The following is a 14,633-nucleotide window of genomic DNA, read 5'->3' on the forward strand; positions in this document are numbered from 1 at the left end:
GAAAAAAGGCTTCGCACTGAGTGTGAAAGCCTTTTTTGGTTCTTTTTATATAGCGGTGCTTCAATCCAGTCCAAGTTTCCTGACAGGCAGGTGCCATTTGAAGGTGTAAGACATGACACGGAGTGTGGTGATGACTAGAAACAATCCGTACAATTCCACAGCTTGATCAGCCATTCCCAGGCCGATGACAAGGCCAGCAAGTACGGCCCAAACAGCATAAATTTCGGCTTTCAATACAAGTGGTTTACGGCCTGCGAGCAAGTCACGGATGATCCCGCCGCCGCTCCCTGTGAGCACGGCTGCGACGATGACTGCACTTAAAGGGTGGCCCATGTTAGAAGCATAGATGGCACCTTGTATCGCAAATGCAGCCAACCCTATTGCATCAAAGAAATTGCCCCATCGCTGCCAGTGTTTTAACAGGTTGCTTGGAAAGATAAAAACAATCGTAATGGATAGTAAGGCTAGGTTAAAAAACAGCCCCTGATCCCATAAAGCTGATACAGGGACGCCAATCAGCAGGTTTCGGATGGCCCCGCCTCCAAACGCAGTCACAATTCCCAATATATAAACTCCGAAGATATCATATTCTTCTTCCATCGCAATAATCGCACCGCTGATCGCGAATGCTACTGTTCCAATCATGCTGAGTACTTCCCATGTCATTTTATCCTTTTGCTCCTCTTGAGAAAATAATCTTTTAATACTAAAATAGGAAAATGAAAACATATTGATTTTATCACTTTCCTCCCGATTTACAACCACTTTAGCCCAATATTGCAAAATTTTTGTTTACCTATAATATTTGGTATGATGTTTTTAGCTATATAATGAAAGAAGGGTGTTATTTGGAACGAGAAAATGTACTTGAGAAAGTAATTCTTGTAGGCTGTCAGACGGCTGATGAAGACGATCTCCACTTTCAATATTCAATGGAAGAACTTGAATCTCTCACTGAAACAGCGCAGGGGACGGTAATGGTGCAGGTTGCCCAGAAACGAGTTAAGGTTCATCCGGCTACATACATAGGAAAAGGAAAGGTAGAAGAACTTCAGGCGCTGGAAGAGGAACTTGAGCCCGACATAATTATTTTTAATGACGAATTATCTCCAAGCCAAAACCGAAATCTTTCTGCCGGGTTAAAAGCAAGGGTAATTGACCGGACACAGCTGATTCTTGATATTTTTGCCCAGCGAGCTCGCTCAAAGGAAGGGAAGCTCCAGGTTGAGCTTGCACAGCTTCAATACCTATTGCCTCGTCTTGCCGGAAAAGGGATTGAAATGTCACGGCTTGGTGCTGGTATTGGAACGAGAGGGCCAGGGGAGACGAAACTGGAATCCGATCGCCGACATATCCGCAGAAGGATTGATGATATCAAATCGCAGCTTGCTGTAATTGTTCAGCATCGCGATCGCTACCGCGAACGGCGCAAGAAAAACAAAACGTTCCAGATTGCACTTGTTGGTTATACGAACGCCGGGAAGTCAACGCTGTTTAACCGGCTGACAGAAGCAGATTCTTATGAAGAAAACCAATTGTTTGCGACGTTGGATCCGATGACGAGAAAAGCGATTTTACCAAGTGGTTTCACAGCCTTGCTGACAGATACTGTTGGGTTTATCCAGGATCTGCCAACAACTTTGATTGCCGCTTTCCGGTCGACTCTTGAAGAAGTCAGGGAGGCAGACTTGCTGTTGCATGTAGTCGATATGTCCAATCAGGATTATTTTTCGCACGAACAAACAGTAAATAAATTGCTTGAGGACCTCGAGGTTCATCATATTCCGCAAATCACTGTTTATAATAAACGGGATATTGTACACCAGGATTTCGTCCCGAACGCAAAAAACGAAACTGCTTTTATCAGTGCATTCAGTGAAGAAGACAGGAAAAATCTGCTTGCGAAAATGGAGCAAACCATTATCGGCATGATGGAATCATTCCATGTTATTGTTCCTTCAGATGAAGGCAAGCTGCTGGCGCAGCTGAAAAATGAAACGATCCTGCGAGAGCTTTCTTTTGATGAAGAAAAGCAGGGGTATGTTTGCAAAGGATTTTCTTTGGCTGACCATCAGATTACCGGGCAGCTGAAAAGGTTTTCTTTATAAATCTGAATATTATTTAAGTATTAAAATAGATAGGGGATCAACATGTTTACACAGCTGAAAAATGGTCATAAGCTGCAGCCGCTCGTAAGTGAGATCGAGCAGCAGATTGCCGGAGTGCATAAGAAAATAGATGAGCGAATTGATACGAATCAATTCAGAGTACTGCAAAGCTTCCAAAGTAACCGAGTGAGCGATTCGCATTTTATCCCTACGACAGGCTATGGTTATGACGACGCAGGCAGGGAGACGCTTGAAAAAATTTATGCAGAGGTCTTTGGCGGGGAAGCTGGGCTGGTCCGCCCGCAAATCATTTCGGGAACACATGCGATTTCTATTGCACTGTTCGGAATTCTTCGACCTGGAGACGAACTCTTATATATTACTGGCAAGCCGTATGACACACTGGAAGAAATCGTTGGCATCCGTGGCACAGGGAATGGATCTTTAAAGGAATTTGGCATTTCCTACAATACTGTCAATCTGACAGATAAAGGGGAAATAGATTGGCAGGCTATAGAGAAGGCGATTAAGCCAGAAACTAAGATGATCGGGATCCAGCGTTCAAAGGGATATGCGACAAGGCCATCGTTCACAGTTTCGGAAATTGGTGAAATGATAAAGTTCGTAAAAGAAATCAAAAGTGATGTTGTCGTTTTTGTTGATAACTGCTATGGAGAATTCGTCGAGGAGCTTGAACCATGCCATGTGGGTGCTGATTTAATGGCAGGATCATTGATAAAAAACCCTGGAGGCGGCATTGCTAAAACAGGCGGGTATATCGTAGGGAAGGCAAAATACGTGGAGTCATGCTCTTACAGAATGACCTCACCCGGTATAGGGGCAGAGGCTGGCGCGTCGCTTTATTCACTTCAGGAGATGTATCAGGGATTTTTCATGGCCCCGCATATTGTGGCGCAGGCTTTAAAGGGTGCAGTTTTTACAGCTGCGTTGCTTGACCGCCTTGGAATGAACTCATCGCCAAAGTGGGATGCTCAGCGTACTGACCTGATTCAGTCAGTCCAGTTTGATGATAAGGATAAGATGGTTGCTTTTTGCCAGGCGATCCAATTTGCTTCACCAATTAATTCTCATGTTACCCCATATCCTGCTTATATGCCTGGATATGAAGATGATGTAATAATGGCAGCTGGTACATTCATCCAGGGAGCAAGTATTGAGCTGACAGCAGACGGCCCTACCAGAGCCCCGTACGTTGCTTATGTCCAGGGGGGACTGACCTATTCGCATGTGAAAATGGCTGTTTGCCTGGCGATTGATTCTTTAATAGATAAAGGTTTAATTAATTTAAAATAGGAAAATATACAACAGGACAGTTTGATTTAAATGTCCTGTTATTTTTTTGTGAAATTTCATGTCAGATAATCTAACATATGTTTGACAACATATCTTACATTGAATATAATGAGATTATCTTAAGAGGGAAGGAGGAGAAATCAAATGGGCGGAAGCGAAATTCGCCGGAATATGCCGCTATTCAGTATCGGAATTGTCATGCAATTAACAGATTTAACAGCAAGACAAATCCGTTATTATGAAGAGCACGAATTGATTTCTCCGGCAAGAACTGAAGGCAATAAACGGCTCTTTTCCTTAAATGATATTGATAAGCTTCTTGAGATCAAGGATTTGATTGATCAGGGAGTAAACATGGCAGGCATCAAGCAAATTTACAATGTGAAACAACAGACAGCCATAAGTGCTGCTGAAAAAAAACAAGCAGAGAAAACAAGGCGGGAACTTTCGGATGCCGATTTGCGGAAATTGTTGCGCAAGGAGCTGCTCCAGGCAGGCCGTTTCAACAGATCATCCAACAATGGAGACATGTCGAGGTTTTTTCATTAAGTACTTTTCGTATTCATGTAGGCTTTGCATGATAGTATTCATAGATAATGGCCAAAAATTTTGCGAAAAGCAATCATTTAAAATCTAGGAGGAAATTAAGAATGGCAAAGTACACAAGAGAAGACATTGTAAGATTATCAAAAGAAGAAAATGTAAAATTCATTCGTTTGCAGTTCACTGACATCCTAGGAACAATCAAAAATGTGGAAATTCCTATAAGCCAGCTTGAAAAAGCGCTTGATAATAAAATGATGTTCGATGGTTCTTCAATCGAAGGCTTCGTCCGTATTGAAGAGTCTGATATGTACCTTATTCCTGATTTAGATACTTGGGTAGTGTTCCCTTGGACTGCTGAAAAGGGTAAGGTTGCCCGCTTAATCTGTGATATCAACAATTCAGACGGAACACCATTTGCAGGTGACCCGCGTGGAAACCTTAAGCGTATTCTAAAAGAAATGGAAGAGCTTGGCTTCACAAACTTCAACCTTGGGCCAGAACCAGAATTCTTCCTTTTCAAGCTGGATGCAAATGGCGAGCCAACACTTGAGCTAAACGACAACGGTGGCTACTTCGACCTTGCACCAACAGACCTTGGTGAAAACTGCCGTCGTGATATCGTTCTTGAACTTGAGGAAATGGGCTTTGAAATCGAAGCATCTCACCACGAGGTTGCTCCAGGACAGCACGAAATCGACTTTAAATATGCAGATGCTTTAACAGCTTGTGACCAGATTCAAACGTTCAAACTTGTTGTAAAAACAATCGCACGTAAGCACGGCCTGCATGCTACATTCATGCCAAAGCCATTGTTCGGTGTGAATGGTTCAGGAATGCACTGCAACATGTCACTATTCCGTAACGGCGAGAATTCTTTCTACGATCCAAGTGATAAAAAGCTAGAACTTAGTGAAACAGCTTACCAGTTCATCGCTGGAACACTTAAGCATGCATCAGGCTTTACAGCTGTTACAAACCCAACTGTAAACTCTTATAAGCGCCTTGTACCAGGCTATGAAGCACCTTGCTATGTAGCGTGGTCTGCAAAAAATCGTTCACCATTGATCCGTATCCCGGCATCACGCGGACTGAGCACACGTGTTGAGGTTCGAAGCGTTGACCCTGCAGCAAACCCATATCTTGCTATGGCAGTATTGCTAAAAGCCGGTTTGGACGGAATCAAAAACAAATTGACTCCTCCAGCTTCAGTTGACCGTAACATCTATGTGATGAACAAGGAAGAGCGTGTCGAAGAAGGCATCGACGATCTGCCGCCAACATTAGCTGCAGCTCTTGACCAGCTGAAGAAAAACGAAGTCATCTGCTCTGCTCTTGGTGAGCATATCCTTGAACACTTCATTGAAGCAAAAGAAATCGAATGGGATATGTTCCGCACGCAAGTTCACCCTTGGGAACGCGAACAATATATGAGCATGTATTAATAAATAGAAAGAACTCCTTGAATTCCTTCAAGGGGTTCTTTTTTGATGCAACTGGCAGGTGAGGAGAATATCTGGACACAAACAAAAGATGGCTTTTTTTTTACTAAAATTGAAGGCCAATCAATACGTTTTACATGTTATTATCAAGGATTCCTTACACTTACATTGATTGAAATTACAGTCACTACACTGGGATACATAAACGCTGCGAAAATCAATGGATTCCCTACGCTTCGTGACATAATTGCTACGTAAGTCTTCAGTTTCTCTATGCCTTGCTACATAATCACTACGAAAGTCTTCAGATTACCTACGCTTTGCTACATAATCGCTACGGAAAAGCCCGGATTCACTCTGATTTTAACGAGAATCACTACTTTACCCATTAGCTGGTAAAAAGAAAGGAGTAAATATTAAAATTTTCAGAAAAATAATTGACTTTTTACTGTATACACGGTATCTTTGTTTTAAAATATATAACACATTTATTGTGTTACGGTAATATAACGTTATATAAATAAAATTTTATGTAATGCAGGGGGCGAAATCTTGATTTTACATGAAATCGAAACAAAGAGCCGTGAGTTTATTGAAGAAATTCAACTTCAGAGGCTTAGAGCTACCTTAGAGAAAGTTGCCCAGTGTGTGCCTTTTTACCATGAGAAGTTTGAAAAAGCCAATTTTTCTCCAGAAATGCTTAACAGCTTGGAAGATTTGGAAGCGCTTCCGTTTACCGAGAAGCAGGATTTGCGTGATAACTATCCATTTGGATTATTCGCAGTGTCGCAAAATGAGATGGTAAGGGTTCATGCTTCATCTGGAACAAGCGGAAAGCCGACAGTCGTCGGCTATACTCAGAATGATATTGAAATGTGGAGTGAGATTGTTGCCAGGGCAATCGCTCTTGCAGGCGGGGAGCCAGGCAAGTTCCTTCATAATGCATATGGATATGGACTTTTTACCGGAGGTCTGGGGCTTCACTATGGAAGCGAAAAGTTAGGAATGGTGACGGTTCCTGTCTCTGGAGGAAATACCCAAAGACAAATCATGCTGATTGAAGACTTTAAGCCTGAAGTCATTTGCGGAACGCCATCCTACATTTTAAATATTGCCGAAACGATGGAAGAGATGGGGAAGGATCCGCGGCAAACATCATTAAAATACGGCATATTTGGCGCAGAACCTTGGTCTGAAGAAATGAGAAAAACTCTTGAAGAAAAATTGAATATCAAAGCTTGTGATATTTACGGTTTGAGTGAAGTCATTGGACCAGGTGTCGCAAATGAATGTCACGAAGCACAGGCAGGTCTGCATGTTGCAGAAGATCATTTTTACGTCGAGGTCATTGATCCTGAAACGATGAAACGGGTACCTGATGGTGTGGAAGGGGAGCTCGTTTTCACGAGCCTTACGAAAGAAGCTTTTCCGATCATTCGCTACCGTACTGGGGATATTGCATCGCTGACCAGGGAGAAATGCAGCTGCGGCAGGACGACCGTGAGAATGTCGAGGGTTAAGGGACGAATCGACGACATGCTGATTATCAATGGTGTCAACGTTTTCCCATCGCAAATTGAACACTGTCTGCTGACTGTTCCAGAACTAGCTCCTCATTATCAGATACAGATTTTACAAAAGCGGACCTTAAAAGTGCTTGAGCTGCATGTTGAGATGAATGACGAATTTTTCACAGCAATAGGCGAAGATCCTATTTCTGACACCGTGTTTGTTCTTGAACAAAGAATTCAAGCATTGCTTAAAAGCCAATGTCTGATCTCTATAGAAGTTCGTGTGCATCGCCCGAAAACGATTCCGCGTTCGGAAGGCAAGGCAGTCCGGATTGTCGATAAAACGAAAGAACCAATCGGAACATAATTGTGAAGGAGGCCAACAGCATGGTAAATCCAATTTCCTATGACCAGCTTTCTGAGGAAGCGAAGTATTTGCATTTCATGGAGCGGATTGAAGCTGGCGAGAAAATTGAAGCAGATGACTGGATGCCAGATGAATACAGAATGACGCTGATCAAGCTGATTTCGATGCATGGCATCAGTGAAATAATGGGTGCTCTCCCAGAAAAGGAATGGGTTCCTAAAGCCCCTTCATTAAAGAGAAAGCTGGGTATCATGGCGAAGGTGCAGGATGAGATGGGCCATGGGCAGCTGCTTCTGCGCGTCGCGGAGGATTTGATGAAGCCACTTGGAAAGTCGAGGGAGAATATCATTCAAGACTTGCTTTCTGGTGACTTGAAATTCCATAACGTCTTCCACATGGAAGCAAAAACATGGGGGGACGCAGGGCTGATAGGCTGGCTGGTCGATGGTGCTGCGATCATTACACAGACGAATATGCTGGATGCCTCCTATGGACCATATGCGAGAGCATTGAAGCGGATCTGCGCTGAAGAGGTTTTTCATGCACAGCACGGTGAGGCAATCATTATGGCACTCGCTGAAGGAACGGATGAGCAAAGAGCAATGATCCAGGATTCCATTAATCGGTGGTGGGAAGCATTGCTGATGTTCTTCGGGCCAGGAGACGCTACAACAACCGGAACATCAAAACAGGATACAACAATTAAATATGGAATCAGGACGAAAACAAACGAAGAGCTCCGCCAGGATTTCTTCACAAAGTATATACCAAGAGTCTTATCACTTGGCTTGAAACTGCCAGATGAAACGATGCATTTTGACCAGGAAAGCGGATTGTGGAAATACAAGCAGCCAGACTGGAGCAAATTCAAACAAATCATCAAAAACAACGGACCAAAATCAAAAGAACGGCTAAGACTAAGAGAAATCTCATACAGCAACAACAAATGGGTAATCGACGCACTAAGCCAATAACGCATTAACGTAATGGGGGTCAGACCCCCAACAAGTTAATACGGTGAAGCGCTGGGGGTCTGACCCCCGGCGCGGTGAAGTGTTGAAGGGAAGGGGAGAGTTGGATGTCTGGGAAGGGTTTTTACCAGGAGTTTGAGGTGTTCAGCAAGCGGACGGATACTTCGCCTTTGCAGTACCAGTTTTCGCTGCTGGCGCCGAACCATGAGTTAGCGCTTGTGATGGCGCAGGAGAATTTCATGAGGCGTGAGCCGGTGGCGGATATATGGGTTGTCAAACGGGATGATGTCCGCAAGATGACGCTTGAAGAACGCCAGACCTTGCAAAGGCTGGACAATAAAGATTACCGGAATACTAAGGGCTATGGCTATCTGAAAAAGAAATGGCGTCATTATGAACAGGGCATGCTTGATGAACAAGAAATTATGTCATGGGGAGGGAAGCAGGAGAAATGAAATGGACACTTGAAGATGCTATGAAAGATGAATCTTACCGCCAGGCAGCGGTAGAGCTCCTTTTCCAGCTCGCTGATGATGATTTCATCCTTGCTTACCGTGGTTCTGAGTGGCTTGGGCTTGCTCCGCACATTGAGGAAGATGTCGCGTTTTCTTCAATCAGCCAGGATACCATGGGACATGCGGCGATGTTTTACCAGCTTCTTCACAATCTCGGGGCAGGTGATCCAGACGAACTCGCTCATGCCAGACCGGCAGCAGACAGAAAGAATGCTATTTTGCTAGAAAAAGTGAACGGACCTGGCACCTACTTGACTGAACCGCATTATGACTGGGCGTTCGCTGTAGTCAGGAACTATTTTTACGCACAAGCTAAGAGGGTTAAAATTGAGTCGCTAAAGAACTCGTCCTACCTGCCATTGGCAGAGGCGGCTGTAAAGGTGAACATGGAACTTTACTACCATCTGCTGCACTGGAAAACCTGGTTCTCTCAGCTTGTCAGCGCAGGTGGTGAAGCAAAGACGAGAATGGAAACAGCGATGGCGACTGTTTTTGAGGAACTTGACGGCCTGTTCTCCTTTGGAACCAAAGGCAATGAGTTTACACAACATAATTTAATAGAATCAGAGGAAGCCCTGAGAACTAAATGGGTGCAAATGATGTCACCTGTTTTCGAATCACTTGACCTAAAGCTGCCAGAGAAATTCGGCATGAAGAGCGGCAATGGACGGAATGGTGATCATACTTCAGAGTTGCAAGATGCACTGGATACATTAGGTGAAGTGTATAAAATTGATGCGGCAGCAAGCTGGTGATGGATGATGCTAAAAGATAAGGTCATGGCGGCGCTACAGTCAGTCAAGGATCCAGAAATCGACAGTGTATCGATCATCGAACTGGGGATGCTTGAAGAACTGGAAATCTCACCAGATAGAGTTTTGATAAAACTATTGCCGACTTTCATGGGATGCCCAGCTTTGGACATTATAAAGAAAAATGTAGTGAATGCAGTCGAGGCAATTGTAGAAATCAAAAAGGCCGAAGTCCAGTTCGATTTTCACCCGCCATGGACTTCAGACCGGGTATCAGATATTGGCAGGGAACGTTTGAAGGAATTCGGAATCGCCCCTCCGCCAAGGCATATTGCTGAAACTGGAGAATGGCAGGCGGATTGCCCTTATTGCAGTTCGACTTACACAACGCTGGAAAACCTTTTTGGTCCTACAGCATGCAGAAGCATTCTATATTGCAAAGCCTGCAAGAATCCCTTCGAGGCGATGAAACCAGTATCTACTTTGATGTGACAAGTTTGTCTAAAAAATAAACTAGTATTTCACATTAAATGATTAATAGCTTCAAGAATTACAGCATATATTCACTTTGGTGAAAAAAAGGTTTTTTATTAATGGAACAAGGTTTAACTACTAAAAAAACACGTATGAAAAGGGAGAGATTTTTTAATGGTAAAACTAATCGCACTTTACAAGCATCCACAAGACAAAGAGGCATTTGACAAGCACTATTTCGAAACGCATGCTCCACTGACAGCGAAAATTCCAGGACTTCGTAAAATGGAAGTAACTCGTATTGTCGGCAGTCCAATGGGCGGAGAAGGCAAATATTATCTAATGTGTGAAATGTACTATGATGACCATGAAGCATTAAAAGCTGGAATGAAATCACCTGAGGGTAAGGCTTCTGGAAAGGATGTAATGAGTTTTGCTGGTGATCTGGTCACATTGATGATCGGTGAAGAGCAAGATGAATAGAAACTATGAACTGATCGAAACCTCTGTCAAAGGGGAGATTGGACTCATTGAGCTTAATCGCCCCAAGGTTCTTAACGCGCTGAACAGGCAAATGGTTTCAGAGGTCCTTTCTGCGATGGAGGATTATGATAATGACGCTGCAATCAAAGTCATTTTTTTAGCAGGCAAGGGCAGGGCGTTTGCAGCAGGTGCTGATATTGACGAAATGATGGATGCCGATGCTATCAGCATGGAAACGCTGAACCAGTTCACCGATTGGGATCGTCTAGCGTGGATCAAGAAACCTGTGATTGGAGCGGTACATGGCTTTGCTCTCGGCGGCGCTTTTGAACTGGCACTTTGCTGTGACATGCTGTTTGCTGCTGAAAATGCAGAATTCGGCTTTCCGGAAGTGAACCTTGGCGTTATGCCTGGTGCCGGAGGAACTCAAAGGCTGACCAAGCTTGTCGGGAAAACAAAGGCGATGGAGTGGATCCTCAGTGGAAAGCGCATTTCTGCAAAGGATGCACTGCAATATGGCATTATCAATGCGACTTTCTCTGAGGAAGTCTTGATGGAAGAAACTCTTAAATTTGCATCCACGATAGCGAAGCAGGCCCCTATTGCAGTGAGACTGATTAAAGAATCAATCTTAAAAGCAGTTGATTATCCTTTATATGAAGGCATGCAATATGAGCGTAAGAATTTCTATATGCTTTTTGCTACAGAAGACCAGAAAGAAGGCATGAGGGCTTTTAAGGAAAAAAGGAAGCCGGAGTTTAAAGGGAAATAAGGGGGTACATAGCTGTGTTTGAAACCGTTTTGTATGAAGTGCGGAATCAGGTAGCCTACATTTCCCTGAACCGCCCTAATAAATTGAATGCCTTCACTGAACAACTAAACAAGGAAATCCAGATCGCAATCAAGAATGCTTCTCGGGATAAAAGTGTCCGTGCCCTTGTCCTGACTGGATCTGGCAGAGCATTCTGTTCAGGTGAAGACCTGTCTGGTGTTTCTGAAGATATGGACCACGGGGAAGTACTTAGGAAGCGATATAACCCAATGCTTCTTGAGCTTGACCGTTGTGAAAAACCGGTAATCGCAGCTGTTAACGGAGTTGCGGCAGGTGCAGGAATGAGCCTTGCTCTTGCATGTGATTTCCGTATTGCCTCAGAAAAAGCTAGTTTCGTAGAAGCCTTTATCCATGTTGGCCTGGTACCAGATGCCGGAAATTTATATTACCTGCCTCGGCTCATTGGTCACGCAAAAGCAATGGAGTTAGCCGTTTTTGGTGAAAAGGTTCCGGCTGAAAAAGCAAAGGAGCTTGGCCTTGTATCAGAGGTCATTCCACTGGAAGAGTGGGACGAAAAGGTAGCAGCTTTTGCAGAAAGACTTGCCAACATGCCAACGAAGGCCATCGGATTAATAAAAAGAAGCCTGAAAGCAAGCTGGCACTCCAATTTCGAAGAGTTTTTGGAAAGAGATGCCCAAAGCCAAAGAATCGCAGGACAAACAGCTGACCATACGGAAGGCGTCCAATCATTTCTGGAAAAAAGAAAACCAGTTTTCAAAGGCGAGTAATAAAATTAATCAATCTACTAAAGGAGATGGTACGCGTGACAACAGTTAAAGAACAAAAATTCGAAACAATGTCAGTTAAACGCGAAGCATATCAGCTGATTATTAACGGAGTTCGCCAGGACAGCACGAACGGCGAAACATATAAAGTCTTTAATCCGGCAACAGGTGAAGAGGTTGCTACAGTTGCGAAGGCATCCAAGGAAGACGCTGAACTGGCAGTACAGGCTGCAAGAAATGCTTTCGATTTTGGAAAGTGGCGCCATTTCCCTGTTAACAAGCGCTCTCGTACTTTGAATAAAATTGCTTCGATCATGAGATCCCGATTCAACGAGTTGGTAGAGTTGGAGATTCTTGACACAGGTAAATCTCTTGCTGCGGCTCAAGGGCAGGTCATGCAGGCAATTGAAGATTTCGAGTTTTACGCTGGTGCAATTGTCAGCCACCGCGGTTCTGTCAACAGTATGCCAGGAGCTTTCCAGAACATCACCGAAAAAGAACCTGTTGGCGTATGTGCACAAATCATTCCTTGGAATTATCCATTAATGATGGCTGCCTGGAAAATCGCTCCGGCAATTGCTGTTGGATGTTCGGTTATTGTAAAACCTGCATCACTGACACCTTTAACAGCAATCGTTCTTGGTGAAATCTGCATTGAAGCTGGGGTACCTGAGGGTGTCGTAAACGTCATTCCAGGATCAGGTTCAGAAATTGGAAACTACCTTGTTGAACATGAAAATGTAGATAAAGTAGCTTTCACCGGTTCAACGCCAATCGGAAAAGATATCATGGCAAGAGCCTCTCAAACTCTTAAACGCGTAACACTGGAGTTAGGCGGAAAATCTCCAAGCATCATTTTTGATGATGCAGACATAGATGCTGCGGTAGATGGATCATTGTTTGGAATCTTCTATAACACTGGCCAATCGTGCGAAGCGCGCTCCAGACTGTATGTTCAAGAGAAAGTTTACGATGAATTCATGGAAAAATTCGTCGCAAAAACAAAGCAGTTGAAGCTTGGCAATCCGTTTGATAAAGAAACCCATGTCGGTGCTATTATCAGCGATGATCAGCTAAATGTAATCGACGGCTATGTAAAATCGGCACAGGCAGAAGGAGCAGAAATTTTAACAGGCGGTAAAGCTGCTACTCTTGAAGGCTATGAAAATGGCTACTGGTATGAGCCGACAATCATCGCTGAAACAAACCACAGCATGAAGGCTGTAAAAGAAGAAATCTTTGGGCCAGTAGTAGTTGTCATGAAATTTAAAGATGAAAAAGAAGCTGTCAAGCTTGCGAATGACAGTGAATATGGTCTCGGTTCAGCCATCTGGACGAAGGATTATGGACGTGCGACAAGAGTGTCTAAGCTAATCCAGGCTGGTATTGTTATGGTCAACTGCCCATTCTCTGCATTCCCTGGAACACCATTCGGCGGCTATAAGCAATCTGGTTTTGGACGTGAGCTGTGCATTGAAACGCTTGATCTATATACTGAAACAAAGAGTATTGTCTCTTACTATGGCAGCCGCCCGCTAAACCCGTTTAATCTGTAAAAACGTGGCGAGCACTCATTATTGCGGGTGCTCGCCTTTGATTTTCAGGCATAAATAAAACTCATTGGAGATAGTATTTCAAGTGTTTAAGTGGAGCGGAAAACAACAGACAGGTATAGCAGAGTCAATTTTTTAAAAAAGGAGGACAAATATAATGAAGAAACTCGTCGTAATCGGTTCTGGCGTCATGGGCAGAGGCATCGCCTATGTCAGCTGTTTAGGCGGCTTTGATGCAGTTTTAATCGATGTAGAAGAAAAGCAGCTGCGCAATGCAGAACAGGAAATCAACAGCATTTTTGAAAAAGGATTGGCGCGGGGAAAAATTACTGCAGATGATATGGAATCAGCAAAATCAAGACTTAAATACTCAAATTTTCTTGTAGATAACGTCAAGGATGCTGATTTGATCATTGAAGCGGTACCGGAAAAAATGGATATCAAAAAGACGATTTTTGAGGTCATCGACCAGCATGCACAAGCACACTGTCTGTTCGCATCGAACACATCGACGATGAGTCCCACTGAGATCGCATCTTTTACCAAGCGTCCTGAAAAAGTGATTGCTATGCACTTTTTCAACCCAGTCCATAAAATGCCGCTCGTTGAAATTGTCCGTGGCCTTGAAACAAGTGATGAAACAGCAGAAGCCATTAAGCAGGCTGCCATCCAAATGGGCAAGGAAACTGTCACCGTCAATGAATTCCCAGGGTTTGTGACAAGCAGGATCAGCGCGCTTGTAGGCAATGAAGCATTTTACATGCTTCAGGAAGGCGTCGGGACACCGGAGGAAATTGATAAGGCAATCAAACTGGGGCTAAAATTTCCGATGGGCCCATTTGAACTAGGAGATTTAGTGGGATTGGATACTCGCCTCAACAATTTGAAATACCTGCATGAAAAGCTTGGTGAAAAATACAGGCCTGCACCGCTCTTGGAAAAATACGTGAAGGCAGGCCGGCTTGGCAGGAAAACAGGCCGAGGCGTTTACGATTATAGAACTTCGCCAGAAACAGCTGGTTCGACTAAGTAAAGGAGGATGA

The 14,633-nt window shown here is 43.9% G+C and carries 16 protein-coding genes; 15 read left to right on the forward strand and 1 reads right to left on the reverse strand.

What is annotated here, in order from left to right; genetic code table 11:
- Positions 1-60 precede the first annotated feature (60 nt).
- The gene (locus AABM38_RS09280) at positions 61-666 is read right to left on the reverse strand and encodes a trimeric intracellular cation channel family protein (RefSeq protein WP_335377486.1); all 606 of its coding nucleotides are present in this window, start codon (positions 664-666) and stop codon (positions 61-63) included.
- A 164-nt stretch (positions 667-830) separates the two neighbouring features.
- On the opposite strand from AABM38_RS09280, the gene hflX reads away from it, so the two are divergent.
- The 15 genes from hflX to AABM38_RS09355 all read left to right on the forward strand — a co-directional run bounded on the left by hflX (position 831) and on the right by AABM38_RS09355 (position 14,623).
- The gene (gene hflX, locus AABM38_RS09285; RefSeq protein WP_423410107.1) at positions 831-2,108 is read left to right on the forward strand and encodes a GTPase HflX; all 1,278 of its coding nucleotides are present in this window, start codon (positions 831-833) and stop codon (positions 2,106-2,108) included.
- 42 nt (positions 2,109-2,150) lie between these two features.
- The gene (locus AABM38_RS09290) at positions 2,151-3,422 is read left to right on the forward strand and encodes an aminotransferase class I/II-fold pyridoxal phosphate-dependent enzyme (protein WP_423410108.1); all 1,272 of its coding nucleotides are present in this window, start codon (positions 2,151-2,153) and stop codon (positions 3,420-3,422) included.
- 144 nt (positions 3,423-3,566) lie between these two features.
- Positions 3,567-3,971 (forward strand): MerR family transcriptional regulator, encoded by a 405-nt coding sequence (locus AABM38_RS09295; protein ID WP_423410109.1) that lies wholly within the window; start codon positions 3,567-3,569, stop codon positions 3,969-3,971.
- Positions 3,972-4,072: 101 nt separating this feature from the next.
- Entirely contained in the window at positions 4,073-5,410 is a 1,338-nt protein-coding gene (gene glnA / locus AABM38_RS09300) for a type I glutamate--ammonia ligase (protein WP_423410110.1), read from the forward strand.
- A gap of 42 nt (positions 5,411-5,452) precedes the next feature.
- A complete protein-coding gene (locus tag AABM38_RS09305; protein ID WP_423410111.1) occupies positions 5,453-5,665 on the forward strand; it encodes a hypothetical protein in 213 nt (70 codons plus the stop codon).
- A gap of 294 nt (positions 5,666-5,959) precedes the next feature.
- On the forward strand, positions 5,960-7,285 hold the full coding sequence (locus AABM38_RS09310) for a phenylacetate--CoA ligase family protein (RefSeq protein ID WP_423410112.1): 1,326 nt from the start codon (positions 5,960-5,962) through the stop codon (positions 7,283-7,285).
- A gap of 20 nt (positions 7,286-7,305) precedes the next feature.
- Positions 7,306-8,259, forward strand: coding sequence for a 1,2-phenylacetyl-CoA epoxidase subunit PaaA (gene paaA, locus AABM38_RS09315; protein WP_423410113.1), 954 nt, complete (start codon positions 7,306-7,308; stop codon positions 8,257-8,259).
- Positions 8,260-8,363: 104 nt separating this feature from the next.
- Complete coding sequence (gene paaB, locus AABM38_RS09320) at positions 8,364-8,711, forward strand: 1,2-phenylacetyl-CoA epoxidase subunit PaaB (RefSeq protein WP_335377479.1); 348 nt, start codon at positions 8,364-8,366, stop codon at positions 8,709-8,711.
- Positions 8,708-9,526 (forward strand): 1,2-phenylacetyl-CoA epoxidase subunit PaaC, encoded by an 819-nt coding sequence (gene paaC, locus AABM38_RS09325; protein WP_423410114.1) that lies wholly within the window; start codon positions 8,708-8,710, stop codon positions 9,524-9,526. The genes paaB and paaC overlap by 4 nt, the downstream gene beginning before the upstream one ends.
- Before the next feature lie 6 nt (positions 9,527-9,532).
- Positions 9,533-10,015: a 1,2-phenylacetyl-CoA epoxidase subunit PaaD gene (gene paaD, locus AABM38_RS09330; RefSeq protein ID WP_423410700.1), complete on the forward strand. Its 483-nt coding sequence runs from the start codon at positions 9,533-9,535 to the stop codon at positions 10,013-10,015.
- A 156-nt stretch (positions 10,016-10,171) separates the two neighbouring features.
- Positions 10,172-10,480 (forward strand): EthD family reductase, encoded by a 309-nt coding sequence (locus AABM38_RS09335; RefSeq protein WP_335377477.1) that lies wholly within the window; start codon positions 10,172-10,174, stop codon positions 10,478-10,480.
- On the forward strand, positions 10,473-11,252 hold the full coding sequence (locus AABM38_RS09340; RefSeq protein ID WP_423410115.1) for an enoyl-CoA hydratase-related protein: 780 nt from the start codon (positions 10,473-10,475) through the stop codon (positions 11,250-11,252). Before AABM38_RS09335 ends, AABM38_RS09340 begins: the two co-directional genes overlap by 8 nt.
- 14 nt (positions 11,253-11,266) lie before the next feature.
- Entirely contained in the window at positions 11,267-12,040 is a 774-nt protein-coding gene (locus AABM38_RS09345) for an enoyl-CoA hydratase-related protein (protein WP_423410116.1), read from the forward strand.
- A 35-nt stretch (positions 12,041-12,075) separates the two neighbouring features.
- A complete protein-coding gene (locus tag AABM38_RS09350) occupies positions 12,076-13,593 on the forward strand; it encodes an aldehyde dehydrogenase family protein (protein WP_423410117.1) in 1,518 nt (505 codons plus the stop codon).
- A gap of 154 nt (positions 13,594-13,747) precedes the next feature.
- On the forward strand, positions 13,748-14,623 hold the full coding sequence (locus AABM38_RS09355) for a 3-hydroxyacyl-CoA dehydrogenase (RefSeq protein ID WP_423410118.1): 876 nt from the start codon (positions 13,748-13,750) through the stop codon (positions 14,621-14,623).
- The last annotated feature ends 10 nt before the right edge of the window (positions 14,624-14,633 follow it).

Origin of the sequence: Heyndrickxia sp. MSNUG, from assembly GCF_049532715.1 — a bacterium.
In the GTDB taxonomy this organism is placed as follows: Bacteria; Bacillota; Bacilli; order Bacillales; family Cytobacillaceae; genus Mesobacillus.